Source organism: Paraburkholderia saeva, from assembly GCF_907164555.1.
GTDB lineage: Bacteria > Pseudomonadota > Gammaproteobacteria > Burkholderiales > Burkholderiaceae > Paraburkholderia > Paraburkholderia saeva.
The window spans coordinates 652,690-679,197 of record NZ_CAJQZC010000003.1; the positions used below are offsets into that span (position 1 = coordinate 652,690).

Annotated in this window: 25 protein-coding genes; 17 read left to right on the top strand and 8 right to left on the bottom strand. The window is 63.5% G+C overall.

Annotated elements, in window-relative coordinates; translation table 11 throughout:
- Positions 1 to 17: 17 nt before the first annotated feature.
- Positions 18 to 872: a helix-turn-helix domain-containing protein gene (locus tag LPA36_RS11070; RefSeq protein WP_228876347.1), complete on the bottom strand. Its 855-nt coding sequence runs from the start codon at positions 870 to 872 to the stop codon at positions 18 to 20.
- A 468-nt stretch (positions 873 to 1,340) separates the two neighbouring features.
- Between LPA36_RS11070 and LPA36_RS11075 the strand changes: the two genes are divergently transcribed.
- Entirely contained in the window at positions 1,341 to 2,681 is a 1,341-nt protein-coding gene (locus LPA36_RS11075; RefSeq protein WP_228876349.1) for an NAD(P)/FAD-dependent oxidoreductase, read from the top strand.
- Between the two features lie 97 nt (positions 2,682 to 2,778).
- On the opposite strand, the gene LPA36_RS11080 is transcribed toward LPA36_RS11075, so the two are convergent.
- Positions 2,779 to 3,909, bottom strand: a complete 1,131-nt coding sequence (locus LPA36_RS11080; protein WP_228876350.1) for a porin — start codon at positions 3,907 to 3,909, stop codon at positions 2,779 to 2,781.
- Positions 3,910 to 4,090: 181 nt separating this feature from the next.
- On the opposite strand from LPA36_RS11080, the gene LPA36_RS11085 reads away from it, so the two are divergent.
- A complete protein-coding gene (locus LPA36_RS11085) occupies positions 4,091 to 4,750 on the top strand; it encodes a C39 family peptidase (protein ID WP_228876352.1) in 660 nt (219 codons plus the stop codon).
- Here LPA36_RS11085 and LPA36_RS11090 read toward each other — a convergent pair.
- Positions 4,747 to 4,953 carry a hypothetical protein gene (locus LPA36_RS11090; protein ID WP_228876356.1) on the bottom strand — a complete coding sequence of 69 codons (207 nt, stop codon included), beginning with the start codon at positions 4,951 to 4,953 and terminating at the stop codon, positions 4,747 to 4,749. The genes LPA36_RS11085 and LPA36_RS11090 overlap by 4 nt on opposite strands.
- A 172-nt stretch (positions 4,954 to 5,125) precedes the next feature.
- Here LPA36_RS11090 and LPA36_RS11095 point away from each other — a divergent pair, with 172 nt between their 5' ends.
- From LPA36_RS11095 to zwf, 5 genes are all read left to right on the top strand, one after another.
- Complete coding sequence (locus LPA36_RS11095) at positions 5,126 to 5,383, top strand: hypothetical protein (RefSeq protein WP_228876357.1); 258 nt, start codon at positions 5,126 to 5,128, stop codon at positions 5,381 to 5,383.
- Positions 5,384 to 5,530: 147 nt separating this feature from the next.
- Positions 5,531 to 6,622 carry a potassium channel family protein gene (locus LPA36_RS11100; protein ID WP_228876358.1) on the top strand — a complete coding sequence of 364 codons (1,092 nt, stop codon included), beginning with the start codon at positions 5,531 to 5,533 and terminating at the stop codon, positions 6,620 to 6,622.
- Positions 6,623 to 6,724: 102 nt separating this feature from the next.
- Positions 6,725 to 7,732: a trans-3-hydroxy-L-proline dehydratase gene (gene lhpH, locus LPA36_RS11105; RefSeq protein ID WP_228876359.1), complete on the top strand. Its 1,008-nt coding sequence runs from the start codon at positions 6,725 to 6,727 to the stop codon at positions 7,730 to 7,732.
- Between the two features lie 36 nt (positions 7,733 to 7,768).
- Positions 7,769 to 8,692 (top strand): bifunctional Delta(1)-pyrroline-2-carboxylate/Delta(1)-piperideine-2-carboxylate reductase, encoded by a 924-nt coding sequence (gene lhpI, locus LPA36_RS11110; RefSeq protein WP_228876365.1) that lies wholly within the window; start codon positions 7,769 to 7,771, stop codon positions 8,690 to 8,692.
- 211 nt (positions 8,693 to 8,903) lie between these two features.
- Positions 8,904 to 10,379, top strand: coding sequence for a glucose-6-phosphate dehydrogenase (zwf, locus tag LPA36_RS11115; RefSeq protein ID WP_228876367.1), 1,476 nt, complete (start codon positions 8,904 to 8,906; stop codon positions 10,377 to 10,379).
- Positions 10,380 to 10,505: 126 nt separating this feature from the next.
- Here the strand turns inward: zwf and LPA36_RS11120 are convergent, their stop codons facing one another.
- Both LPA36_RS11120 and LPA36_RS11125 read right to left on the bottom strand, forming a co-directional pair.
- Entirely contained in the window at positions 10,506 to 11,471 is a 966-nt protein-coding gene (locus tag LPA36_RS11120; protein WP_228876368.1) for a LysR family transcriptional regulator, read from the bottom strand.
- A 333-nt stretch (positions 11,472 to 11,804) separates the two neighbouring features.
- Complete coding sequence (locus LPA36_RS11125; RefSeq protein ID WP_228876370.1) at positions 11,805 to 12,857, bottom strand: NAD(P)-dependent alcohol dehydrogenase; 1,053 nt, start codon at positions 12,855 to 12,857, stop codon at positions 11,805 to 11,807.
- Positions 12,858 to 13,076: 219 nt separating this feature from the next.
- Between LPA36_RS11125 and LPA36_RS11130 the strand changes: the two genes are divergently transcribed.
- On the top strand, positions 13,077 to 14,057 hold the full coding sequence (locus LPA36_RS11130) for an AraC family transcriptional regulator (protein WP_228876371.1): 981 nt from the start codon (positions 13,077 to 13,079) through the stop codon (positions 14,055 to 14,057).
- A gap of 56 nt (positions 14,058 to 14,113) precedes the next feature.
- Here the strand turns inward: LPA36_RS11130 and LPA36_RS11135 are convergent, their stop codons facing one another.
- Positions 14,114 to 14,515 (bottom strand): VOC family protein, encoded by a 402-nt coding sequence (locus LPA36_RS11135; protein ID WP_228876379.1) that lies wholly within the window; start codon positions 14,513 to 14,515, stop codon positions 14,114 to 14,116.
- A 159-nt stretch (positions 14,516 to 14,674) separates the two neighbouring features.
- Between LPA36_RS11135 and LPA36_RS11140 the strand changes: the two genes are divergently transcribed.
- The gene (locus LPA36_RS11140) at positions 14,675 to 15,004 is read left to right on the top strand and encodes a VOC family protein (RefSeq protein ID WP_228876380.1); all 330 of its coding nucleotides are present in this window, start codon (positions 14,675 to 14,677) and stop codon (positions 15,002 to 15,004) included.
- Between the two features lie 38 nt (positions 15,005 to 15,042).
- Here the strand turns inward: LPA36_RS11140 and LPA36_RS11145 are convergent, their stop codons facing one another.
- The gene (locus LPA36_RS11145; protein WP_228876381.1) at positions 15,043 to 16,515 is read right to left on the bottom strand and encodes a sensor domain-containing diguanylate cyclase; all 1,473 of its coding nucleotides are present in this window, start codon (positions 16,513 to 16,515) and stop codon (positions 15,043 to 15,045) included.
- Positions 16,516 to 16,893: 378 nt separating this feature from the next.
- Between LPA36_RS11145 and LPA36_RS11150 the strand changes: the two genes are divergently transcribed.
- The 7 genes from LPA36_RS11150 to LPA36_RS11180 all read left to right on the top strand — a co-directional run bounded on the left by LPA36_RS11150 (position 16,894) and on the right by LPA36_RS11180 (position 24,131).
- Positions 16,894 to 17,826 carry a 2-hydroxyacid dehydrogenase gene (locus tag LPA36_RS11150; protein WP_228876383.1) on the top strand — a complete coding sequence of 311 codons (933 nt, stop codon included), beginning with the start codon at positions 16,894 to 16,896 and terminating at the stop codon, positions 17,824 to 17,826.
- Positions 17,827 to 17,870: 44 nt separating this feature from the next.
- Positions 17,871 to 18,353, top strand: a complete 483-nt coding sequence (locus tag LPA36_RS11155; protein ID WP_228876385.1) for an OsmC family protein — start codon at positions 17,871 to 17,873, stop codon at positions 18,351 to 18,353.
- 555 nt (positions 18,354 to 18,908) lie between these two features.
- On the top strand, positions 18,909 to 20,210 hold the full coding sequence (locus tag LPA36_RS11160) for a gallate dioxygenase (protein ID WP_228876387.1): 1,302 nt from the start codon (positions 18,909 to 18,911) through the stop codon (positions 20,208 to 20,210).
- Positions 20,211 to 20,282: 72 nt separating this feature from the next.
- The gene (locus LPA36_RS11165) at positions 20,283 to 21,632 is read left to right on the top strand and encodes an MFS transporter (protein ID WP_228876388.1); all 1,350 of its coding nucleotides are present in this window, start codon (positions 20,283 to 20,285) and stop codon (positions 21,630 to 21,632) included.
- Between the two features lie 65 nt (positions 21,633 to 21,697).
- Positions 21,698 to 22,723, top strand: coding sequence for an amidohydrolase family protein (locus tag LPA36_RS11170; protein ID WP_228876390.1), 1,026 nt, complete (start codon positions 21,698 to 21,700; stop codon positions 22,721 to 22,723).
- 2 nt (positions 22,724 to 22,725) lie between these two features.
- The gene (gene ligK, locus LPA36_RS11175; protein ID WP_228876391.1) at positions 22,726 to 23,409 is read left to right on the top strand and encodes a 4-carboxy-4-hydroxy-2-oxoadipate aldolase/oxaloacetate decarboxylase; all 684 of its coding nucleotides are present in this window, start codon (positions 22,726 to 22,728) and stop codon (positions 23,407 to 23,409) included.
- Positions 23,410 to 23,423: 14 nt separating this feature from the next.
- Positions 23,424 to 24,131, top strand: coding sequence for a substrate-binding domain-containing protein (locus LPA36_RS11180; RefSeq protein WP_228876392.1), 708 nt, complete (start codon positions 23,424 to 23,426; stop codon positions 24,129 to 24,131).
- Positions 24,132 to 24,153: 22 nt separating this feature from the next.
- Here LPA36_RS11180 and LPA36_RS11185 read toward each other — a convergent pair whose 3' ends face one another.
- Positions 24,154 to 25,401: a LysR family transcriptional regulator gene (locus tag LPA36_RS11185; RefSeq protein ID WP_228876396.1), complete on the bottom strand. Its 1,248-nt coding sequence runs from the start codon at positions 25,399 to 25,401 to the stop codon at positions 24,154 to 24,156.
- A gap of 523 nt (positions 25,402 to 25,924) precedes the next feature.
- Here LPA36_RS11185 and LPA36_RS11190 point away from each other — a divergent pair.
- Positions 25,925 to 26,470, top strand: a complete 546-nt coding sequence (locus tag LPA36_RS11190) for a hypothetical protein (RefSeq protein WP_228876397.1) — start codon at positions 25,925 to 25,927, stop codon at positions 26,468 to 26,470.
- Positions 26,471 to 26,508 lie beyond the last annotated feature (38 nt).

A 26,508-nucleotide genomic window follows, 5' to 3' on the forward strand; every position in this document is an offset into this window, starting at 1 on the left:
GTCATTCAGCGACCGGACTAGATGCGGTTCAGGCGCTTCGACAGATCGGCGACGAGAATCGCCATGCGCGCAGGCTTTTCGTAACACGCGACGTCGAAGTTGCGGATCACCTCGCTGATTTCCGATTCGCTGGCTTTGCCTGTCAGCAGTTCGCCCGTGAGCACGAAAATCGGCGCGTCCGGATTCTCCGAGCCACGCACCGCGCGGATCGCCAGCGCGGATGTCTGCGTGCCGAACAGCCAGTCGATCACGACGCCGTCGAACACCTGGGTCTGCAGCGCCTCGGTGAACGCGGTGAGGCCGTAGAACGCCGCTGCGCCAAAGCCGCTCTGCTCCAGATAGTCGCGCAGGTTGTCGGCGGACGACGCGTCGTCGTCGACGACCGCGATCAGCGGCTTGTCCGTCTCCGCGCGCCGCGGGTAGATCTCGATCTTGTGTACCTCGAACCCGTTCTGATAGAGCGCACCGTCGTGTCGCACGACGCGCCATTGCCCCAGCTTCGAAAACGCGATGAACTCCGGGCGGCTACCCGGCTCGAGCGCGGCGCCGACCCATGCGGTGCACGCCAGGTCGATCGCGCCGATCGAGAACACCGCTTCCTGCGCGATCGCGCCGACCATACCCGGATCGAGCGACTGCGCGCCGAACAGTTGCGCGGCCGGCTCGCCGAAGGCTTCAGCGACTTTCTTGATCTGCGAGAGCGTCCACGGGCTGTTGCCGCGCAGCTTGCGGTGCCCCTGCGAAAAGCTCAGATCGAGGATCCGGCACAGTTCGGTCGTCTGCTGGCGCTTGCCAATGCCGTGCCGGCTCATCAGCTCGCGCACGCGCTCGGCGACGGCGATGGAGTCCGGGGAAGTTGCTTCGTTGGCCATACTGCGTGCGTGTCCGTCGATATGAGTTGTCGTGACTGGATGAGGACGCTACGGGTGCCGGACCATCCGGCGGCATTACGGTGCGGATACGGCGCGGACGAACGGGCCGGCCTGAAACTGTCAGGCTCGTCCACTTTACTTCAGACGCGTTACTTCGACCGCCAGGCTGCCGGCCTGTGAGTATCCGCTATCGTCGGACACCGCGCAAATCGGGGCGTTTCGGGAGTCTGCGCGCCCTTGCCGGGTATCGGGATCGGCCGGTCAAGCGCGCTATTTTACCGATGAAAGTATCTAAATCGCATAAATGTAATGTTCAGCCGCCGTTTTTGTCATGACCGGCGGTGCGGGCGCGCGTTTGCCGGGTGTGCCGGGCGGATCGTGAAGCCCACGCCGGTGTGGGTTCAGGGTTGCGGCCAGGTGGCGCGCCTGCGAAGATGCCGCCGCACGCCTTATTCTCCTGACCAGACGATGACGACAACCTATCCGCTGCACGCCGGGCTGACCCGCGCCGATGAACCCTTTCCCACCGAAGCCGACGTCGTGATTGCCGGCGCCGGCATCATGGGTTGCGCCGCGGCGTATTACCTCGCGGCGCGCGGGCTGAAGGCGGTCGTGCTCGACAAGTCGCGGATCTCGGGCCAACAGTCGTCGCGTGCATGGGGATTCGTGCGCCAGCAGGGACGCGAAGCCGCCGAAGTGCCGCTGATGATGGCCGGCATGCGGCTGTGGGAACAGCTCGAACGCGAGCTCGGTTTCGACCTGGAGTGGCGGCAGGGCGGCTGCATGTACGTCGCGAGCGACGAAAGCGACTGGGTATCGTTCCAGCAATGGACCGACGTCGCGCGTCAGTACGGGCTCGACACCCGTGTTCTTAACCGCGCGCAGATCGACACGCACGTGCACGGCATGCAGGGCACGGTGCTGGGCGGCCTCTACACGCCGACCGACGGTCAGGCCGAACCGCGCCGCGTCGCGCCGGCGTTCGCCGCGCGCGCGATGGAAGGCGGCGCGCGCTTTTTCGAAGGATGCGGCGTGGTGGCGATCGAACGGGCAGCGGGCGCGATTACGGACGTGGTAACCGAACGCGGCACGATCCGCACGTCGCGCCTGATCTGCGCGGCCGGCGCGAGCAGCTGGCGGCTCCTGAAAACGCTCGGCCTCGAACTGCCGCAGCAGGCGGTACGCGGTACCTGCATGCGCACGAACGTGCTGCCGCAGGTGACGGCGTCGACGTTCTGGGGCCACGGCCTCGGCATCCGCCAGCGGGCGAACGGCATGATCAATCTCGCCGACGACATGCAGGTCGACGTCGACATGACGTTCGGCCATGTGCGGGCGCTGAAATGGTTTTTGCCCGAACTGTGGAAGCAGCGCGAGAAATTCAGCTTCCATCTGAACGGCGCGCTGTTGCGCGATCTGCGCGAGCGTCTGCCCGGCGGCGTCGCAGACGCGGAGCGGGTGCTGCATCCGCGCGATCCGCAGCCGCAGCCCGAGCGCAGTCATGCACCGCGTGCGCTCGGCAAGCTCAAGGCCTTGTTCCCCGCATTGAAAGATGCCCAGATTACCGAGGCGTGGGCCGGTCTCATCGACGTGCTGCCCGACGGTATTCCCGTCATCGATGCGCCTTCAGACGTGCGCGGCCTCACGATCGCGACGGGCTTTTGCGGCCACGGTTTCGCGATGGGACCGATTGTCGGCAAGCTGCTGGCGGAGTGGATCGACGAAGGCAGGCCGTCGCTCGATCTGGCGGAATTCCGCCTGCAACGGTTTTTCGACGGGACGATGAAGCGGCCGCGCAGCATGTTGTGACGCGCTGCGCGCCAGCCCGGTCGCGAAGCGATACAAACGACCGGGCTGGCGTTACCGCAGCGTGCGCGCCTCGATGGCACGCGCGCCGCGGCCTCCATCAGAAGATCGTGCGCAGACCGATTGCGATGCCGGTCTGGTTGTCGCGGCCCGGCAGTTCGACGTCGGCGGCACCCGACACCTTGTTGAAGTCGATCGTGCCATAGACTTCCGTACGCTTCGACAGCGCGTACTCAGCCAGTGCGACCAGCGTGTAGCGGTTGCCGCTGCCGAGCTGGCCGCCGCCGATGGCCGCGTCGTTCATGTGGTCGTAGTAGGCCGCGCCCGTCAGCGCGAGCGCCGGCGTTGCCTGCCACGTCACGCCCGCGAACGGACCGTCGTCCTTGCGGCCCGAGCCCTTCAGGATGTCGACGCCCGGCACGAGGTTCTGCTGCGCGAGGACGCTGTCGACAAAGCCCGTATCGTCCTTCGAATGCAGGTAGCCGATGTAGACCCTGGCCGTGCTGAACGCGTAGACCATGTTCGCGTTGAAGACCGTCTGCTTGTGGTTCGAGTTATCGCTGTTCTGCTGCGCGCCGGCTGCAACGCTGACGGGGCCCATCACGTACGAAACCGTCAGGCCGTACATGTTGCCCGCGCCCATGTGACCCGGAATCTGGCCGGAGAAGCCGCCTGCGCCCGTCGATTCGTAGTTCGTGCCGAACGAATACATCGCCTCGACGCTCAGGCCACTGAACGTGCCCGAATACTTGATCGCGTTGTCCGCATACAGGCCTGCGCCGAGCGCGACCGGCAGCCATGCGTTTTCGAAGTAGTTACCGACCGTCAGCGGATCGTAGACATCGGCGAGGATGTCGAAGAGCGGCGTCTTCTGGCGACCCAGCGTGACCGTGCCGTACTTGCTGTCGAGACCGACGTAAGCGGCGCGATTGAACATGCGGCCGGTGTCCGCGAACGAACCGTCCTGCAGGTTGACGCCGCTTTCAAGGCGGAAGATCGCCTTCAGGCCGCCGCCGAGGTCTTCCGAGCCCTTCACGCCCCAGCGGCTGTTCGTGACAGCGCCGTTCGTCATGTAAAGACGGTTATCGTTACTGGCATTGGTGTTGGTCAGATAACGGACGCTCACGTCCGCGACACCGTACAGCGTGACCGAGCTTTGCGCGAAAGCCTGTTGTGAAGCGAGTGCAATGACTGCGCCGCCCAGCGCGCCTGCTGTTTTAATGATTTTCATGGTTTCCTGCGGTTATTGATCTGGATTCCGTTTGTGGATTACGGTGGACGTGCCGCTTGTGGCGGCGCGCCCGGCCAGCCCGTCATCCCGGGCGGGATCATAAAGGATGTAAGGCGGCGCTTAATATGGGGTAATCCGCTATTGAATTACGGGAATGATGCGAGTGGATGAAAAAACGGGAATGGCTTTACGCCATGCGGATGTGCCGTATTACACGCAATGGGGCAGTCCGGAATGGGTGCGCGCGATTGTCGAGGACGCCGCCGATCCCTGCGACGACCCCGGCTGGCGCGGTTGTGGTTTTACGGAACCGGAGCGCTACCGGTTCTGGGCGAAGCGCCTGTGCGGGTTGACCTGTCTTGAATCGGCGCTGGACTTTTGGGGAATCGGGCATCCGTCCCGGGCGGCCATGCTGGACGAGGCGTTGCGCCACGAGGTGTATCGGATGCGCAACGATGGCGGCGTCGACGGCCTGATTTACCGTCCGTTTGCGCAGTGGACTGCGCAGGCGTTCGGGTTGCAGGTGGAGGTACTGCCGCAGATCGGCATCGAGGAAATTGCCGCGCGTATCGATGCCGACACGCTGGCGATCGCCTCCGTCAGCCCCGAAATCCGGTATCCGGAGCGGCATAACGAAACGCGCGGCGGACATCTGATCCTGCTGCACGGCAGGGACGAGCGTGGCGTGTGGTTTCACAACCCGTCGGGTGTGGCGCCGTTTCAGGCGGACGTGTGGCTGCCGTTCGAGACGGTGAAACGGTTCTATGCGGGGCGTGGCCTGACGCTCAGGCGCCCGGTTCGGGCCGCTGACGTGAGCGGCCGCGCCGCCCGCGTTGTCTAGCGCTGGCTGGTGCGGCGGCCCTGGCGGGCGATGTCCTGCGGCAGACGATGCGGATTGCCGGAGGAAAGCTGCATTTCGTACTGGCTGTGGCGCATGTATGAATGCCACATGTCCTGGGCGAAACTCAGAAACGCAGCCTTGAACGAGGAAGGCGCAGTGCGCGATGCAGGGGTGGAACGGGAAGAAACAGACTGGGTGGACATGATCGAGTGATTAATGGTTAATACCTAGGTGTTAACCATTATACGTCGTCCGGGCGATCGACGCTGACGGTCGGGTACGCGGCGGAATCGGGTCCGGATCCTGCTACCAGCGCTACATCACGTCAGGCAGACGCCCGGCGTGAGCCGTCATCAGGAATCAGGAGACGAGAACATGAATCGACAATCCATCCTGCTGAGCCTTGGTGCGTCCCTGCTGGCTGCTTCGCTGTGTGCTGCGGATACGGCCGCCGCGGCATCGAGCGAGCAGCAGCACAAAGCCTGTCGCGGCGACGCCCTCCATTTCTGCAAGGCCGAAATCCCCAACCGGGAGAAGATCATCGCCTGTATGAAGCAGCACCTGTCGGAGTTGAGCCCCGGCTGCCGCGCCATGTTCGACGAGAATAAAAACCAGGAATCGAGCGATCAATAGCGGTCGCGACTGGCCGCGATTTCCGGGGAACCACACCTCGCCAGTCGCGGGCAGAATGGAATCGTGTGCAGCGATCCGGCCCTGCGTTCACCGTATTGGCCGGCAGTCGTCGTAGAATCAGTTTTCCCCATGGTTCTGGAGCGCCGCGTGTCCGAAGAGCGACGCAAACCATCCCGCTTCCGTCTGCCGCGACGTGCCCGTCGCACGTGGATGCCGCCGCGCGCCCGTACGCTCTTCACGCGCCCGGCTGCTTCGCCGCAACGCGTGCTCATGTTGCGGCTCTATCTCGTCGTGGCGCTCTGCGTGCTCGCGTTCGTCGTGCTGTATCTCGATCGCGACGGCCTGCGCGATGCACACAGGGAAGTGCTCGGCATCATCGATCTGATGTACTTCACGATGGTCACCGTCGCGACGGTCGGTTACGGCGACATCGTGCCCGTCACAGACCGCGCGCGGCTCATCGATGCGTTCTTCATCGTGCCGATTCGCATCATCATCTGGTTTATCTTTCTGGGCACCGCGTACCAGTTCGTCATTCAACGCGTCATCGAGGAATACCGCATGAAACGCCTGCAAAGAAGGTTGCGCGATCATATCGTCGTGTGCGGCTTTGGCCTGAGCGGATCGGTGGCGGTGCGCGAACTGCTCGAAAGCGGCGTCCATCCGGATTCGATCGTGGTGATCGATTCGCAGCAACACGCGCTCGAAGCCGCGACCGCGCTCGGCGTGGCGGGGCTGCTCGGCGATCCGTCGCGGGAAGATCTGCTTCAACAGGTGCATGCGCGACAGGCGAAAGCCGTGATCGTCGCCGTGCAGGAAGACGCCACCGCGATCCTGCTGACGCTGACCGTGCGCAGCGTGGCGCCGGAAACGAAGATCGTCGTGCGCATCCAGGAGCAGACGTTTCAGCGACAATTGCGTCAGGCCGGCGCTGACGTCATCATCTCGTCGACGAAGATCGGCGGTCTGTTGATGGCCGACGCCGTCAGCAGCACGTACATCGTGCCGTTCGTCAACGATCTGCTGTCGTCGCGCGGGCGCGTGAATCTGGTGGAACGGTTTGCACAGCCCTACGAAGTGGGATGCCAGAGCAACGCGGTGCCAGGCGCGCTGGTGATCGGCCTTGCGCGCGACGGGCGCGTACGGTCGTTTTATGAAGATCCGCCGTGTGCGATCGAGACAGGCGACCTGCTGTTCCTGATCCAGTCGACTCGCGCACCGGGCGCGACGCCGGATTGAAGCCGCACGTTCACGCGGCAGTTTTGATACATCGAAAAAGTTGGAGGAGAGCAGGATGACAGCTGGACAGGCGTTGATCGCAAAGAGGAGTGCCGTTGCATCATGAAGTTGAATCGTGTGATCAGCACCGTTGAAGTTCATACCGGCGGCGAGCCGTTCCGGATCGTCACAAGTGGACTGCCGAAGATTCCGGGCAAGACGATTGTCGAGCGCCGTGCGTGGTTGAAGGAACATGGCGAACCGCTGCGCCGCGCGCTGATGTTCGAGCCGCGCGGCCACGCCGACATGTACGGCGGCTATCTGACCGAGCCGGTAAGCGAGGGCGCCGACTTCGGCATCATCTTCGTTCACAACGAGGGCTACAGCGACCATTGCGGCCATGGCGTGATCGCGCTCGCCACGGCCGCTGTTTCCCTTGGCTGGATCGAGCGCACGGAGCCGGAGACGCGTGTCGGTATCGACGCGCCGTGCGGCTTCATCGAAGCGTTCGTCGAATGGGATGGCGATCATGCGGGCGGTGTGCGCTTCGTCAACGTGCCGTCGTTCATCTGGCAGCGCGACGTAACGGTGAACACGCCGACGTTCGGCGAAGTCACGGGCGACATCGCGTTTGGCGGCGCGTTTTATTTCTACACGTCCGGCAAGCCGTTCGGCCTCGCGGTGCGCGAAGCCGAGGTCGAGCGCCTGATCCAGTTCGGCGCGGAAGTGAAGTGCGCGGCGAACGCGGCGTTCAAGGTCGAGCATCCGCACATCCCCGAGATCAATCATATCTACGGCACGATCATCGACAACGAACCGCGCTTCGCCGGCTCGACGCAGGCAAACTGCTGCGTGTTCGCGGACCGTGAAGTGGACCGTTCGCCGACGGGTTCCGGAACGGGCGGGCGCGTCGCGCAACTGTATCTGCGCGGCCAGCTCGGTCGCGACGAAACGCTCGTCAACGAATCGGTGATCGGCACGATTTTTCGCGGACGCGTGCTGTCCGAAACGAAACTCGACCGCTTCGACGCCGTCATCCCGGAGATTGCCGGCGATGCCTATATCTGCGGCTTCGCGAACTGGATCATCGACGAACGTGACCCGCTGACCTACGGCTTTCTGGTGCGCTAACGCGCCGCATGCTTCGAAGCAAAGGACCCCACGAGTATGACGACCCGCATTTTCGATGCCGCGCAGACCGCGCGGCTTACGCCGTACGCGTCGCTCGTCGATGCACTGAAAGTGGCCGCGGCGGACTACGCGCAGGGCCGCATCGCGAGCCCTGAGCGGCTCGTCGTGCCGTTGAACGCGGGCGGCGTGATGCTGTCGATGCCGGCCACCGCGCCCGATCTCGCGATTCACAAGCTTGTGAACGTGTGCCCGACGAACCGCACACGCGCGTTGCCGACCATTCACGGCCAGGTGATGGCAAGCGACGCCGATACGGGCGAAACACGCTTCATCCTCGACGGCCCGACGGTCACCGGCCGCCGCACCGCCGCGATGACGATGCTCGGCATCCAGACGTTTCTGCCCGCCGCACCGCGCGATGTTCTGCTGATCGGCGCGGGCACGCAATCGGGCAATCATCTGGAAGCCATCGCGGAGCTGTTTCCGGATGCGCTCATTCGCGTGCGCGGCAGTTCCGCGGCGCGCGCGGAAGCGTTCTGCGACGCGCATCGCGCGGCGGCACCACGCGTGCAGACAGCGCTGGACACGGACGTGCCGGATTCCGTCGATCTTGTGATCACGCTGACCACCAGCAAGATCGCGGTCTACGACGAAGCGCCGCGCGCGGACCGGCTCGTGATCGGCGTCGGCGCGTTCACGCCGGATGCGGTGGAAATCGGCGCGCGCACCGTGCTCGGAAGCGCGCTTTTCGTCGACGATCTTGCGGGCGCGAAGCACGAAGCCGGCGATTACATCCAGGCCGGCGTCGACTGGAACGCGGTGACGGCGATTGCTTCCGTGCTGGCAAAAAACACGTCTCCCGTTGCGGGCGGCACGCCTGTCGTGTTCAAGACGGTCGGCTGCGCGGCGTGGGATCTGGCCGCCTGCCGCGTCGCACGGGCCGCGTTAAGCGACGGCTGACAAAGCTTTCGCGCCGCGTGCCTGCGATTCTTCCGCCTCTCGCCTGGATCGCAAGGAGCGCAAGCCAGATCGTGGATCAGCGACCACGGCCGCGGCGCGCCGCGCGTGCAAACAATCTCAAAACGTTGCAACATAGGCGTTCGCGAAAAAACGCCCGGCGTGCCGTGCGTTTTTCTGCTTCTGACCGACATTCTTACCGGTGCATTGCACTATGACGACCCAGACTACCCACGCCTCGCCCGATTTGCCGCTCGACATGATCATCTTCGGGGGCGGCGGCGACCTGTCGGCCCGCAAGTTGTTGCCTGCGCTGTACATGGCGCATCAGCACTGCAATCTGCCCGCGAACACGCGCATTCTGGCGATCGGCCGTAAAAACTGGACACGCGACGAATATCTCGGGTTCATGGAAGAGCATTCGAAGCCGTTCGTCGAACACAAGGCGCTCGACCCGGTGTCGTGGGACAAATTCCTGTCGCTATTCGAATACGTGCGCATCGACGTCGATTCCGCCGCCGACTACGCGTGTCTTGCCGAAGTGTCACGCCCCGGCGTGCGTCGCGTGTTCTATCTTGCCACCGCGCCCGCGCTCTTCACGACGATTTGCGACAACCTCGCGGCCGTGGGCCTCGTCGACGAACATTCGCGTGTCGTGCTCGAAAAGCCGCTGGGTCACGATCTGGCTTCGGCACAGGCGATCAACAATTCGGTGGGCCAGCACTTCGCGGAAACGCAGATCTATCGCATCGACCATTATCTCGGCAAGGAAACGGTGCAGAACCTGATGGTGCTGCGCTTTGGCAACGCGATTTTTGGACCGTTGTGGCAGGCGCCGTACATCAAGAGCGTGCAGATCACGGTGGCGGAAAACGTCGGCGTGGGCAGCCGCGCGGGCTTCTACGACGAAACCGGCGCGCTGCGTGACATGGTGCAGAACCACCTGCTGCAGTTGCTGTGCATCGTCGCGATGGAGCCGCCGGTGTCGCTCGATCCTGACGCTGTGCGCGACGAAAAGCTGAAGGTGCTGCGCTCGCTGCGTCGCATGACCGACGAAGACATCGCCCGCGACACGGTGCGTGGCCAGTACACCGCGGGCGCGGTCGGCGGTGAGCCGGTGAAGGGATATCTGCAGGAAGACAACGTGCCGGCCGACAGCCGCGCGGAAACGTTCGTCGCGTTGCGCGCGCATATCAACAACTGGCGCTGGGCGAACGTGCCGTTTTATTTGCGCACCGGCAAGCGGATGCAGAAGAAGGTGTCGGAGATCGTTATCGAGTTTGCCGACCTGCCGTTCGCGATTATTCCCGCGGGGCCGCGCAACTATGGCAACCGTCTCGTGATCCAGTTGCAGCCGGCCGAGTCGATCCAGTTGCAGATGCTCGCAAAAGAGCCGGGCAGTGGCCTCAAGATGCTGCCGGTGAACCTGAATCTCGATCTCGAACAGGCATTCACCGAGCGTCGCGCGGAAGCGTACGAGCGCCTCCTGATCGACGTGGTCCGTGGCCGCCTTACGCACTTCATGCGTCGCGACGAACTCGAAGCCGCGTGGGCATGGGTCGAGCCGATCATCGAAGGGTGGAAGCGTTCGGGCGACAAGCCGCGCAATTACACGGCTGGAACGTTCGGGCCGGCGGCTTCGTCGGCATTGATGGCGCGCGAAAACAACGCGTGGTCGGAAGAGTCGTAATTGCCGTAAAACGCCGGACTGCCTGCGCATGCAGCAGTCCGGTCATTGCGAGAGACATCTTTCGTTAAAGCGACCGCGTTTCATGCCTTCGGCTGGCCGCCATGCGCGCGGCCACCGTATTCTTGATTACCTCACTTCGTCGGGATATACGCCGCGCAGGAGTTGACGTACGCGCGACATGTCCTCGCTTGCGTGCTCCGTGCGTTCGAACAGATCGGCGAGCCAGTCGACGAATGCGCGCACGCGTGGCGACACCTGACGGTTCTTCACATACGCGACCGATACCGGCATCGGCGAAGGCTTCCATTGCGGCAGGACTTCGCGCAACTGGCCCGAGTCGAGATATGGTTGCGCCGCGATCCGCGCGGGCTGGATCAAGCCGAGCCCGCGCAGGCCGCACGTCAGATACGCGAGCTCGTCGGTCACTTTCACGAAGCCGTTCACCTTCACGTTGAGTGCCTTGCCGCCAACTTCAAAATCGAAGTCCACCGCGCGGCCGTTATGCGCCGACATGCAATTGACCGCGACGTGGCTGTCGAACTCATCGAGGCTCGTCGGCATGCCGTAGCGTTCGATATACGCCGGGCTCGCGCACGTGACGTGCTCGAGCGTGCCGAGGCGGCGTGCGGCGAGACCCGAGTCGGGTAGCGCGCCCAGCTGGATACTGCAATCCACCGCTTCGCCGACGAGATCCACCGGCCGGTTGCTCACGCCGATCGTGAGGTCGACGTTCGGATAGCGCGTATGAAAATCGTCGAGCGCGGGCAGCACGAGCGCCGTGGCCACCGCGCCCGGCATCTCGACGCGCAGACGGCCGCTGAGCCGGTCGGTGGCCTGATGCAGGCTCGCTTCCATTTCGTCGATGTCGGCAAGAATCTGCGCACAACGTTCATAGTACGCCGCGCCTTCGACGGTCAGGCTGAGACGCCGTGTCGTGCGCACGAGCAGTTGTGTGCCGAGCAGCGCTTCGAGATTCTGGACAATCGTGGTGACAGTGGCACGCGGCATGTCGAGCGACTGGGCCGCGCGGGTAAAGCTGTTGGTATCTACGATGCGGGTAAAAGTGCGCATCGCCTGAATACGATCGATCACGGGCAATCTCCTCGTCAAGGACGGACTAGAGACGTGCCAAAGGCCAGCCGTGTGACGCAATACGGATGCTCGGGCAGTTGTTTATATCGTACGGACCTGCCGTGCTTCAGGGAATGGCTGAGGCTCCGGACGATTTGCCTGTTCCTCCTGGATTCAGGAGAAGCAGTATTGAAGTGCTAACGACAGGGACGTGACGCGGATGCATCACGCGCGTTTTGAACGCGAAGGGACAACGACGTCATGCGCTCAGGCATGAGCGCCGGAAAGCAGCAGGCCGCGCGATCGGACCGCGCGGCCTGCATCGAACTGCAAGACTCCGCTTCGGCGGCGTGCTTACTTGCGCATCGAATCGATATCGATCACGAAGCGGTATTTCACATCGCTCTTCAGCATGCGTTCATACGCGTCGTTGATCTTGTGCATCGGGATCATCTCGATGTCGGAGGTGATGCCATGCTTGCCACAGAAGTCGAGCATTTCCTGCGTTTCCGCGATGCCGCCAATCAGCGAACCCGCAAGACGGCGGCGCTTCATGATCAGGTTGAACACCTGCGGCGACGGGTGATCGTGCTCCGGTGCGCCAACCAGCGTCATCGTGCCGTCGCGTTTCAACAGGTTGATGAACGGGTTCAGGTCGTGCTGCGCGGCCACCGTGTTGACGATCAGGTCGAAGCTGTTCGTATGCGCTTCCATCTCGTCCGCGTTCTTCGAAATCACGACTTCGTCGGCACCGAGGCGTTTCGCGTCTTCGATCTTCGACGCGGATGTGGTGAACAGCACGACGTGTGCGCCCATCGCATGCGCGAGCTTCACGCCCATGTGGCCGAGGCCGCCCAGGCCCACGATACCGACCTTCCTGCCCGGACCCGCACCCCACTGACGCAGCGGCGAATACGTGGTGATGCCCGCACACAGCAGCGGCGCGACGCCTGCGGGATCGAGATTCTCCGGCACGGTCAGCACAAACGCTTCATCGACGACGAGCGCCGTTGAATAACCGCCGTACGTGTTCTCGCCGGTTTCGCGATCTGCGCCGTTATATGTGCCGACAAAGCCGACCTCGCAATACTGCTCGAGACCTTCCTTGCAACTCGGACACGTGCGGCACGAATCGACCAGACAGCCGACGCCCACCAGATCGCCCACCGCGTATTTCGAAACCTGCGGACCGACGGCCGTCACGCGGCCGACGATCTCGTGACCCGGCACGGCCGGATACACCGTGTTCTTCCATTCATTGCGCGCTGTATGCAGGTCGGAGTGACACACTCCGCAGAACAGCACGTCCATCTGCACGTCGTGATCACGCAGCGCGCGGCGCTGAAGCTCGAACGGAACGAGCTTCGAAGTGGCGTCGAGCGCGGCATAGGCATGAGTCGTGTTCACAGGACCTCCAGGAAAAATGTAGGCGCGACAGCAAGTGTCGAGGGGGAGTGCCGATGGTGTGCCGGGCGTGCCGGCAGGGTTCCCATCTTAGGGACCGCCGTCATTCGGGGAAAGACCTGATCGTCTTGAAGGTTTGCCTGATTCTCCTGGGCGTGCACATTGACGATGGATTGGTGCTAGATTTGGAGCCTTATTCTCCTGAGCTGAACAGTCCCTGTCATGAACTCGACTCAACCGGCAACCGGCACGTGTAGCGGCTTCATCAGCCCCGCGCAGAAGCGCATGGTCGGGTTGCTTGGCACGCTCGCGCCCGCGGAAGGCTACACACATTCGTGTCTGGAAGGCGTGAGTTTCATGCGTTCGAACCGCTCGACGCCCCGCATGCCCGTGATGTACGAACCGTGCATCGTCATCGTTTGCCAGGGCCGCAAGCGCGGTTATCTCGGCGACGACGTATTCGTCTACGACGCCCAGCAGTTTCTCGTGCTCTCGGTGCCACTGCCGTTCGAAAGCGAAACGGAAGCCAGCGTGGAAGAACCGCTCCTCGCGATCAAGATTCGCGTCGATCTCACCACGATCGCCGAACTGCTGATGGCGCTGAACGACACGCGCGGCATGCAGCGCATCGAGCCGAAAGGCATCTATTCGACTGCGCTCGACCAGCCGTTGAGCGACGCGGTGCTGCGTCTGCTCGAAGCGCTCGTCTCGCCGCTCGACGCGCGCATTCTGGGCGCATCGATCGTGCGGGAGATCTTCTATCGCGTGCTGAAGAGCGAGCAGGGTGACGCGCTGCGCGCGGCGCTCACGCACCAGCATCACTTTGGCCGCATCGCGAAAGCGCTGCGCCTCATTCACGCGGATTACCAGGGCAACCTCGACGTCGATATGCTCGCGCGCGAAGCCGGCATGAGCCTCGCGGTATTTCACGCGCAGTTCAAGCAGGTCACGTCGACGTCGCCGATGCAGTACGTGAAGGCAACGCGTCTGCATCACGCGCGTCTTTTGATGGTGCAGGACAACCTGAACGCGGGCGCGGCGGCGGCACGCGTCGGGTATGAGAGCGCGTCACAGTTCAGCCGCGAATTCAAGCGGCTCTTCGGTTGCAGTCCCGTCGAAGAAGTGCGGCGCGTGCGCACGACGTTCGATGTGCCGCCGCCGCGCGTGCCCGCGCCCACGTTGCGTCACGTAACAGCGGCGTAGGCGCGCGTTCATCGCACTTCATCGCGCCGATGTCACGGCGTGCTGTGTTAGGGGCGCTATGTTTGTGCCGGCGCGTCGTGACAGCACACGCAGAGCTTGTTGCCGTCCGGGTCGCGAAAGTAGGCGCCATAGTAGTGCGCGTGATATTCCGGCCGCAGCCCCGGCGGCCCTTCGCACGCGCCGCCATGCGTGAGCGCCGCGGCGTGCGCGCGATCCACGCTGGCGCGGTCCCGTGCCAGCAGCGCGATCATCGCGCCGTTGCCGCAGGTGGCCGGCTGACCGTCGAATGGCGCGCCAATCAGAAAGAGCGGACGCGGCGCGTCAGGCGAGACCCAGCCGGCCCACGGCCTCGCGTCGTCGCGAAACTTCAGTTGCAGGCCGAGTTCGTGCATGAGCGGGCCATAGAAATCGAACGCGCGCTCGAAGCGGGTAACGCCGATAAACACATGAGACAGCATGGACCGGTTTCCTGTGAATCAGTGCAGATGCGTCCACGTGTCCGTGCATCGTGAACGCCCGATACGGGTAACGCTGATACCAGCATGATCCGGCAACTGGTTACGGTCTCGAACCACCGATACGATGGCGTCACGCTATTTCGACCGGAGACCTTCATCATGAAACGTTTTCACATCGCGCTCGCCGTAGCGAGTCTTGACGCATCGATTGCCGAATATAGCGAGCGCCTCGGCCAGCCGCCGACGGCCGTCGTGCCCGGGCTCTACGCCATGTGGCGCACCGATCTGCTCAACTTTTCGATCAACGAGACGCCGGAAAAAGCCGGCCAGTTACGCCATGTCGGCTTCGAAGACGACGCCTGCGATGGCTACACGAAGAGTGTGGACGTCAACGGGCTGGAGTGGGAGCTGTTCTCCGTAGCCGAACAGGACCGCCGGATCGTGAGCACGTATGGCGAAGCGGTGCGCGCGCCGGGTTCGCAAACGTAACGGCAACTGCGCGCCGCTGAAGGGCGGCGCGCGCGGCTTCAGGCCGTTGACGCGTCGCCGTTCCGGTTCGCGTAGTGCGCGCGCTTCTCTTCGTACATCAGCAGGTCCGCGCGCTGCACGGCGGATTCGATCCGCTCGCCCTGCGGGCAGGTCGCCGCACCCATCGAGAAACTCAGCGTCGAGCCGGGATAGAACTGGTTGTTCAAATCGACGAGTTGCCTGATCGTGTCGATCATCGCGGCGCCGCCGCGTTCGTCGGTGCCGGGCAGCAGGATCGCGAACTCGTCGCCGCCGATCCGCGCCGCGTGAAACGGCGTTTCAAGCGCCTTCGCCAGCACTTCGCCGGCACGGCGCAGCAGTGCGTCGCCGGCCGCGTGGCCGAGCTGGTCGTTGATGCGTTTCAGGCCATTGAGGTCGGCCATGATGACCGTCACCGGGTACGGCCCCTTGCGTTCAAGGCGGTTCAGCTCATCGACATAAAACGAACGGTTGCGCAACTTGGTCAGCACGTCGTGCTTGCCGAGGAACTCGAGGTAGGCTTCGGCTTTCTTGCGCGCGGTGATATCGGTCAGCGCGACAAGCACGAGGTCCCAGTGGCGTTCGTGGCCCGGCAGCACGGAAAACTGCAGATGAACGTGGAGCTCGTTGCCTTCCAGCGAATAGTTGAGCACTTCGCGCTGCTGGAACAGCTTGTTCTCCCACAGATCGATCAGCTGCTCGCGAAAATGCGGGCGCATGTCGTCGCGGAACACGTCCTGCAGGCGCGCGAGCAGCGTTTTCTTGTCGGGTGCCGCGAACATTTCGAGCGTGTGCTGGTTCACGTCGATGACGTGAATTTCCTGCATGCAGCGCTCGACAAACTCCGGATGCACATCGGTAAACACGCGGAAATCGACGATGCCCGCCGCGCGGGCCTCGTCCAGCAGGCGTTTGACGGCGCTGAAATCCTCGACCCACAGCGATACCGGCGAATGCTCGAAGAGGCCGCGCGCATACAGTTCGCCATCCACGATGCGGCGGCGCGCGCCTTCCAGTTCGGTGATGTCCTCGACCGCCACCAGCACGCGGTCGAGGCGCGCCTCGTGGCCTGGCAGCACGTTGCCCTTCACGAGCACATCGAGCCGGCGGCCGCCCAGCGTGTAGTTGACCGTCTTGCTGACAAAGTGATTTTGACCGTCCCACAGCTGGCACAGCTCTTCGATATGGGTTTTCAGCATGTCGTCGCGAAACACGCTCGCGAGGTTGTCGGTCAGCACGCTCAGGTCGGCCGCCTCGAATTGCGTCAGCGTGCGCCGGTTGACCTTGATCACCCGGATACGGGACGAACATTGCGCCACGCGCGCGAGATCTTCCGCGAACCAGGCCCGCAGATCGGTGATGCCTTCTGCTCTCCAGCCGTCGAAGAGCGCCTGCACGCCGCTGAAATCCTCGAGCCAGAGCGAAACGGGCGCCAGCTCGAACATTTCGGTGTCGTCGCTCGCAAGCGGACGACCGCGCAATTCACCTTGCATACTGAGGTTATCCGGCATGACGCGTCCGTAGTCGAAAGTGCGACTATTTTAAGACGAGTTCGGAGCCGCCAGAAGCTCGGGAAGCGACTATTCAGTCGGATGGAGCGCGGCAGACGGGATCGAAGCGCCGGGCGATGCAGGTTCGGAGGCGGCTTGGGGCCGTCCCGGCATCGGTTTCGGGGTCCCGATATCGGCGAAGAAAGGAGCCGGCCCGCCTGTGGGCTACGGGGTACGAAGGTCGCCGGAATGCCAGCTCGGGCTGTGCGCCGCGAGTGCTCCGGCGAGAAGCCGACCTCCGCCAGATCGGGTGACGCGGGTATACTTCGCCTGCCACAGCTTTCTCAACCAGCGTCTTTCAACCAGAATTCTCGCCGGGTCATGAAGCCTTCCTTGCTGGTCCTGATTCCCCTCGACGGGGGCAGTCTCGCGGACATCTCCGCATCGTTCGATCTCATCCACGCACCCACGCCCACGCAGCGCACTGAGGCCATCGCCCGTCACGGCGAGACGATCCGGGCCGTGCTGACCAACGGCACGACGGGGCTCACCGCCGCTGAATTCGACCGGCTTGCGCAGCTCGAATTCGTCAGCGCGCTCGGCGCCGGCTACGAAAACATCGCGGTCGATCACGCACGCGCACGCGGCATCGTGCTGGTGAACGGCGCCGGCGCAAACGACGACTGTGTCGCCGATCACGCCTTCGCGCTGCTGCTGGCGGTCGTGCGGGACGTACCGCAGCGCGATCTCGCCACGCGTAACGGCGTGTGGCGCGATGCGTTGCCGATGCGTCCAACGGTGTCGGGCAAGCGGCTGGGCGTCGTTGGCCTCGGCAATATCGGCGAGAAGGTCGCGCGGCGTGCGGCCGGTTTCGATCTCGAAACCGGCTATCACAACCGCCAGCCACGAATCGGCGCGACGAGCCGCTACTTCGAGAGCGTGCTGGCGCTCGCGCACTGGAGTGATTACCTCATCGTGGCGACGCCGGGCGGCGCGTCGACCCGGCATCTGATCGACAGGGCCGTGCTCGATGCGCTTGGGCCGACGGGCTTTCTTGTCAACGTAGCGCGCGGAAGCGTAGTCGATACGGCCGCGCTCGCGGCGGCACTGAAGGCGGGCGCGATTGCGGGCGCCGGGCTCGATGTCTACGAAAGCGAGCCGCATCCGCCCGAAGCGCTCATCGCATTGCCGAACGTCGTGCTGACGCCGCATGTCGCCGGTACTTCGCCGGAATCAATTGCGGCGACGGTGCGCAACTTCATCGATAACGCAACGCGCCATTTCGCAGGCGAACCGGTACTCACGCCGATCTGATCATTGTCGCTGCTCCAGTTTTCTGACACCGGGGGATGGTTTACATGGCACTACACACCGCAGTCGTCGAATGGACCGGTAACGGCAGCAAATTTACCGACAATCGCTATAGCCGCGCGCATCGCTGGTCGTTCGACGGCGGGGCGGTCGTGCCTGCTTCGAGTTCGCCGCATGTCGTGCGTGTGCCGTTTTCGGACCCCGCCGCAGTCGACCCGGAGGAGGCTTTTGTGGCTGCGCTATCGAGTTGCCACATGTTGTGGTTTCTGTCGATCGCGGCTCAGGAAGGCTATGCGGTCGCGGCGTATCGCGACGAAGCCGAAGGCGCGATGGCGAAGAACGACGAGGGTAAGGAAGTCGTCGCGCGGGTGGTGCTGAAACCGCTCGTCACGTTCAAGGGCGAAAAGATGCCCACCGACGACGCGTTGCATCATCTGCATCATGCAGCACACGAAGCGTGTTTCCTCGCGAACTCCGTCAAGACGCAGATCGACGTCGCGGGCACCTGGGCGTACGACGCGGCCAGTTAAAGCCGCGCCCACACCGGTCGGGGCGATCCGTGGTGGCGATCGCTTCGTGATGGTGGGCGGCCCGCGCTCATCGAGATGAGCTGAACCCGTGCGCGCAAGGCGTGCGGGTCACGGCTGCTCACTACTCTCGCGATATTCTCCACGTCGCCTCCCCACCGCACGATTCGTCGACACAGCCACGCTGGCCTGCGAGACTTCGCCGCCGGCCAGCGTCACGCCTTTTGCGACTTGATTTCCTGTCTATCTGTTTTATTTATCGGCTGGTGTTTCGACAAAGCCGCGGCGGACGTCGTCCCGCAACGCCCCGGAAACTGCCTGAAGCCCTTGATGGGCCTGATCTGGGAGCGGATCGCCATTCTCTGGCGCGACAGCCTGAACAGCCGGAAACGGCATCTTTTCGTCATTGCATCTCGTTAACCCACCCTTCCAGCGGACAGGGTGTCTGACTACCTTCTGCCCCAGACACGTAACGGCGCGCTCCGCGGCCCACGGCAATTCGCCGGGGCCGACAGGTCGATCGGCCCGAACGTATGAATGGGTTTTAAGGAGTACGGCATGGCACGAATCATTGGCGGCATTGCAGCGTCGCACACACCCACCATCGGTTTTGCGTTCGACAAGAACAAGCGCGACGACCCCGTCTGGGCGCCGATTTTCGAGAATTTCGCGCCGCTTGCCGACTGGCTCGCCGACCGCAAACCCGACGTGCTCCTGCTGATCTACAACGATCACGTCACGTCGTTTTTCTTCGACCATTATTCGGCGTTCGCGCTGGGTGTCGGCCCGCAGTGGCACGTGGCGGACGAGGGCGGCGGTGCGCGCGACCTGCCGCCGATCAACGGCCATCCGGGGCTCGCCGCGCACATCGGCACGTCGCTTATGGCCGATGAGTTCGACATGTCCTTCTTCCAGAACAAGGCGCTCGATCACGGTTGCTTTTCGCCGCTCTCGATGCTGTGCCCGCACAAGCCCGAATGGCCCGTGAAACTGGTGCCGCTGCAGATGGGCGTGCTGCAGATGCCGGTCCCCTCCGCGCGACGCTTTTACAAACTGGGGCAGGCGCTGCGGCGCGCAATCGAAAGCTATCCGGAAGACCTGAAGGTCGCGATTGTCGCAACCGGTGGCCTGTCGCATCAGGTGCACGGAGAGCGTGCCGGTTTCAACAACACGGAATGGGACCAGCGCTTTCTCGATCTGCTGGAGCGCGACCCCGAGCAGCTCGCCGGCATGACGATCGCGGAATACGCGGCGCTGGGCGGCTACGAAGGTTCGGAAGTGGTGATGTGGCTGACGATGCGCGGCGCGATGCCGGCGAACGTCGTCTGCACACATCGCAGCTACTACCTGCCTTCGATGGCGGGTATCGCGACCGCCATCTACGAAGGCGAGGGCGGCGAAACGGAACCTGCGGCGATCGAACGTCACCAGCGTCACATGACCCGCGAACTGGCTGGCATCGAGAAGCTGGAAGGCACGTACCCGTTCACGATCGAAATCGCCGTCCGCGCGTACCGGATCAACGATTACCTGCACCGGATGGTCGAGCCGTCGCATCGCGAGGCGTTTCTGCGCGATCCGGAAGCGAGCTTCGAGGCAGCCGGACTGACTGGTGAAGAGCGCGACCTGATTCGCCGGCGCGACTGGCGCGGCCTGCTGCACTACGGCGTCATCTTCTTCATGCTCGAAAAGCTGGGCGCGGTGACGGGCGTATCGAACCTGCACATCTACGCCGCGATGCGCGGCGAAACGCTGGAAGCGTTTCAGCGCACCCGCAACGCGCCTGGCGCGCTGTATTCCGTGGCCGGCAAGGCAGCCGGAAAGCTGGATTGGGACAGTGCGGAAAAAGAGAAGCGCTGACGGGCGGAAAGCATGACAACGACGACCGCCGTCGCGCCATAAAACCAGATTGAAGGAGACAGGAGAACAGCCATGACAAGTGGAAAAACCATCGATATCAAGGCGTTTATCGACGCCCGCGCCATTTCGCCCTACCAGTGGCTGCTGGTGGCGCTGTGCTTTGTCATCGTCACGGCGGATGGCATGGACGTGGCCATCATGGGCTTCGTCGCGCCCTCGATCATTCACGACTGGGGTATTTCGCGCCCCACGTTTGGCCTCGTGATGAGCGCGGCGCCGCTCGGTCTTGTGATCGGCGCGCTGGCGGCGGGTCCCGCATCGGATCGTATCGGACGCAAGTGGGTGTTGATCACCTCGGTGTTTCTGTTCGGCGTCTTCACGATCGCAACGGCGTTTACGCATTCGCCGATGGAAATGGCAGTCCTGCGTCTGCTGACAGGCATCGGCCTTGGCGCCGCCATGCCGAACACGACGACGCTGCTCTCGGAGTACGCACCGCAGCGCAAACGTGCGCTGCTGATAACCATCATGTTCACCGGCTTCAATCTGGGCTCTGCGCTGATCGGTTTCGCTGCTGGCTGGCTGATTCCGGAGCACGGCTGGCGCTCGGTGCTGATCTTCGGCGGCACGCTGCCGCTCGTACTGATCCCGCTGCAGATCTGGCTGCTGCCTGAATCGGCACGTCTGCTGGCAGTGCGCGGCGCGTCGCCGGCGCGGATTGGCGCGGTGCTCGGTCGCGTGAGCGGTGCCCGTTTTGCCGGGGACGAAGTGTTCGTCTCCAGTGAACCGCCGCTGCCGACGCGCAAGCCGATTGGCGTGCTGTTCTCACAAGGGTACGGCTTCATGACGGCCGCGCTGTGGGTGACGTATTTCATGGGTCTGCTCGTGATCTATCTGCTGACCGGCTGGCTGCCGACGCTGATGAAGGACGCTGGCCTCACGGTCACGACCGCTGCGAACGTGACCGCGATGTTCCAGATCGGCGGAACGATCGGCGCGATCTGCGTTGGCTTCCTGATGGACAAGGTGCGTCCGGCGCCCGTGATCAGCGCGGCCTACGTGGGCGGCGGTCTGTGCGTGCTCGCGCTGGGGTGGATCGGCGCGCTGTCGTCGTCGCTGACGTTGCTGGTCTTCGCTGCGGGCTTCTGCATGAGCGGCGCGCAGACCGGACTCAACGCCTTTGCGCCGAGCCGTTACCCGACGGTCGCACGCGCCACCGGTGTCAGCTGGATGCTCGGCATGGGCCGCTTCGGCAGCATCTTTGGCTCGGCGATCGGCGGCGCGCTGCTTGGGCTCGGCTGGCAGTTCGGCGCGATCCTCGCGATGCTGGCCGTTCCCGCCGTGCTGGCTGCAATCGCGATCCTGCTGGCGCAGCGCACGCGCGTCAGCGAAGCGAGCGCGCAGCCCACCGCTGCACACTAAGGAAGGCGGCGCGCGTGGCATTCGTGACCGCGCGCCGGTAATCACAACCGTTGTCCGGAGCGACGATGATCATCGATATCCACGGCCATTACACTACCGCGCCAAAAGCGCTGGAGGCGTGGCGCAACCGCCAGATTGCGGGCATCGGCAGTCCGTCAGAAATGCCGAAGGTCTCGGAACTGCAGATTGGCGACGACGAACTGCGCGAGTCGATCGAAGGCAACCAGCTGAAGCTGATGCGCGAACGCGGCCTCGACCTGACGATTTTCAGCCCGCGCGCGAGCTTCATGGCGCACCACATCGGCGATTTTCAGGTCTCCAGCACGTGGGCGGCGATCTGCAACGAACTGTGCTTTCGGGTGAGCCAGCTGTTTCCCGATCATTTCGTGCCCGCCGCGATGCTGCCGCAAAGTCCTGGCGTGGATATCGCCACCTGCATTCCTGAACTCGTCCGGTGCGTCGAGGCGTACGGCAACGTGGCGATCAATCTCAATCCGGACCCGTCGGGCGGGCACTGGACGAGCCCGCCGCTGTCGGACCGCTACTGGTACCCGCTCTACGAGAAGATGGTCGAGTACGACATTCCGGCCATGATCCACGTGAGCACCAGTTGCAACGCGTGCTTTCACACGACCGGCGCGCATTACCTGAACGCGGATACGACCGCGTTCATGCAATGCCTCACGTCAGACCTGTTCCGCGATTTTCCGCAACTGCGCTTTGTGATTCCGCACGGCGGCGGCGCGGTGCCCTATCACTGGGGACGCTTTCGGGGACTCGCGCAGGAGCTGAAAAAGCCGCTGCTGAAGGATCATCTGCTCAACAACGTGTTCTTCGATACGTGCGTTTATCACCAGCCGGGCATCGACCTGCTGACGCGCGTCATTCCCGTCGACAACATCCTGTTCGCGAGCGAAATGATCGGCGCGGTGCGTGGCATCGATCCGGAGACGGGCAACTATTTCGATGACACGAAGCGCTATATCGAGGCCGCGCACATCGACGCGCAAGCGCGCTACAAGATTTACGAGGGTAACGCGCGGCGCGTGTATCCACGTCTCGACGCTGCATTGAAAAAGAAGGAAGCCTGATCATGTATGAACTCGGCGTTGTGTATCGCAACATCCAGCGCGCGGAAGGTGACGTGGCCGCACAGCTCGGCGCGCTCGGCACCGCGACTGTTCACGAGGCAATGGGCCGCACGGGTCTGCTCAAGCCCTATATGCGACCCATTTACGTTGGCGCGCGCGCCGGCGGCACGGCCGTCACCGTTTTGCTGCAACCAGGCGACAACTGGATGCTGCACGTGGCGGCAGAGCAGATCCAGCCAGGCGACCTCGTCGTTGCCGCCGTCACGACGGACTGCACCGATGGTTACTTCGGCGACCTCCTCGCGACGAGCTTCAAGGCGCGCGGTGCGCGCGGGCTCATCATCGATGGCGGCGTGCGCGACATCAGCGTGCTGACAGAGATGCAGTTTCCGGTGTGGAGCAAGGCCATCTCAGCGAAGGGCACGGTCAAGGCGACGCTCGGCTCGGTAAACATTCCGGTGGTGTGCGCCGGCGCGCTCGTGAACCCGGGCGACGTGGTCGTCGCGGACGATGACGGCGTAGTCGTGGTGCCGGCAGCGTCGGCGCGCAAGGTGCTCGACAAGGCGATTGCACGCGAAGCGAACGAAGACGAGAAGCGCGCGAAACTGGCAACCGGCGTGCTTGGACTGGACATGTATAGCATGCGCGAGCCGTTGCGGCAGGCGGGGCTGCGCTACATCGATTGAAAAGGGCGGCAAACATGGTCAATGGTCCCGCCATGCGCGAAGCGATCACCGGTATTTCTTCGATGGCCACCCGGGGCATGCTCGCCGAACTCAGCGAAGTCTGGGAGCGGCAAACCGGGCAGCGAGTGGCGATCGAACCGGCGGGCGGCGTTGCTGCGATCCGCCGCGTTCAGGAAGGTGAACCGTTCGACGTCGTCGTACTGGCGAGCGACGCGATCGACCGGCTCGCCGAAGCGGGCCGGATCGATCCCGAAGGCCGTGTCGACGTGGCCCGCTCGGGCGTGGCGGTTGCAGTGGCGTGCGGTGCGCCGCGTCCGGATATCGGCAGCGAACGCGCGATGCGCGATGCGGTCCTCGCTGCACGCAGCATTGGCTATTCGACGGGGCCGAGCGGTGTGCACCTGACGCGGCTATTCGAACGCTGGGGCATCGCGGAGACCATCGCGCCGCGCATTGTGCAGGCGCCGCCGGGTGTCCCGGTTGGTACGCTCGTGGCGCGTGGGGAAGTCGAGCTCGGTTTCCAGCAGTTGAGCGAGTTGATGCATGTGTCGGGCATCGATGTCGTTGGACCGCTGCCGCCTGAAATCCAGATCGCTACGATTTTTTCCGGGGCCGTGTGCGCGATATCAGGGCGGCCTGAAGCCGCGAAGGCGTTGCTGTCGTTCCTGGCGTCACCACAGGCCGATGCGGCCAGGCGGCGGTATGGCATGGAGCGGGCTTGATCTGACGCCCTCGCTGCCGCATTCAGACGTGCGCGACGCCGATCGTGCGCGCGACGTCCACGACCGACAGACGGATCGCATCGATCAACGCACGTGCAGCCGGCGACGGACTACCCGTCGCGCGCACGGTCAAGCCGATTTCGCGTCGCGTATTGTGCAGCTTCGCATCGAGCACGGCCAGCTGGCCGGACTGAATTTCGTAGTGCAACTGCTGCGCCGATAGCGCCGCCACCATGTCGGTACCGAGCAGCAGCCCGCGAATTACGGCGAGGTCCGCGGTCTCGACGGTCGGCATCGGCGGCTTTATCTTCATCCGCTTGAACTGCGCTTCGAACAGTCCGCGTGTTGGCGCGTTGCTGCGCGGCAGAATCCATTGCGCGTCCCGCATGTCGGTGATCGTCAGATCGCGCGCGTTTGCAAGCGGGTGACCGCGGCGAGCCAGCACCACCATATCCTCCGAAGTCAGCCGCTCGTTTTTCAAACCGCTGCTGGCGTCGTTGTCGCGCAGTGCACCGAGGATGAAATCGACGTCGCCCGCGCGCAGGCTTGCGACCAGCGCTTCATAGGCGCTTTCGTCGGTAACGACCCGCACGCCGGGATGCTGCGCGCTCATCCGCGCGATCGCCTTCGGCAGGATCAGCGTGCGTCCGAGCGGCAGCGCGCCGACCGTCACCGCGCCCTGGATCTTGCCGTGCAACGCGGCGATATCGTCGGGCACGTGACGCAGTTCGTTCAACGCGCGACGCACATGCAGCAGAAACGTCTCGCCTTCGACGGTCAGCAGAATGCCGCGCGGGCTGCGGTGAAAGAGACTTAATCCGGAGCCGCTTTCCAGCACGCGGATCGCGGTACTCACGGCGGGCTGACTGATGCCGAAGGCCTTCGCGGCACTCGGCATATGCCGGTGACGCGCCAGCGCAGTGAACAACTGAAGCCGCCGCGTGTTGAGCAGATAGGCGGGCAGGGCGCCTTCAGCCGTTGGCCGCCTGCGGGCCTGCCGCGCGGAGCACCACTGTGCGAGCTCTTCCAGTTCCGCGAAGATCCGCTCGCATCGCTGAAGGACGGCCCGGCCGACAGGCGTCGGAAGCATGCCCGACGGACCACGGTCGAAGAGCGGTTCGCCGAGCGCCAGCTCGAGTTCCTGCACGGAACGTGTCACAGCCGATTGCGCGCGGAAAAGCGCAGCGGCGGCACGCGTTGCGCTGCCTGTTTCGGCGACGAGCCTGAACGCGCGCAGTTGCGCGAGGTTAAGAAGATCCTTGTTGCTCATGAGAATGCTGCGACTCGCGGATCTGGATTAATGGAGCACACTCGACGGGTGCCGCACAAGGAATGCGTGACACGTCCGCCGATTGCGCAAATGAAGTTCTCACGCCACGTTGCCCCGCTTATGGCCGGTTCGTCTTGTGCGTGGACGAACGCTTCTTCAGCATCGTCAGTATAGCGATGCACTTGCACTCGCACCACGCTTTACAGGCGCTTTGCGATTTCATCGCAGCGCCATCTGTTTTCTTTATGCCGCGCTGACGCTTGCGAAGCCGGACCAGCGACTGCCGCGCACCTGCGCGAATCCTGTGACGCTTTATGCGACGCGGCTCGCAGCCGCTATGAAGCCATCCGAAAGATGCCATCTGCGATGGTTAGAGGTGCCATGATTCCGCGCGTATCTGGTTTACCCGCTCCAGGTTCGAACTGACGCGATTTATATCTTCGTATCCCAACATGGGTGTCGTGCGAAGGGCTCGTGAAGAGGCACAACCGCATCCCGGCAGGTTCTTTTGAGGAGAGTAGACATGGGCGGCAACTTTAGTGTCAGCGGTAACGAACTGAGCCAGCGGGGGTCGGTGAACGGTGCGGACAGACCGGGTATCAAGGCCATCGTTCGCGCCGGCGTGATCGGCGGCCTGACGGGCGCTGTGATCATCTGGATTTACGAGGCGCTTGTTTGGGTCGGCGTGCAGCATCTGATGCCGCTCGCGGGTATTCCGCGCAACGCAACGGGTCTCGTGTTTGGCAAGGCCGTGCAGGAGTCGCTTGGTATCTGGGCATATTTCCTTGGCACCGGGATTCATTTTGTCTTCGCAAGCGCGTGGGGCATTCTGTTCTCCCTGATCTGGCCGTATTTCCGCCGGCGCGGCTACGAAGCGACGTTCATTGCGTTGTTTTACGCGATTCTCGCCTGGATCGTGATGCACGTGGCGATCATGATTGCTTCCGACAATCATCCGAATTACTACGACCCGATCGTGATCATTGGTGGCTTCATGTCCCACTTCTGCTTCACGGTGCCGCTCGCGCTGGTCGTCAAGCGACTGCTGGCTACCGAACCGGGAAAGTAATCCGTCCGGTTTCAAAATAAATCTTAAGGCGACAGGAG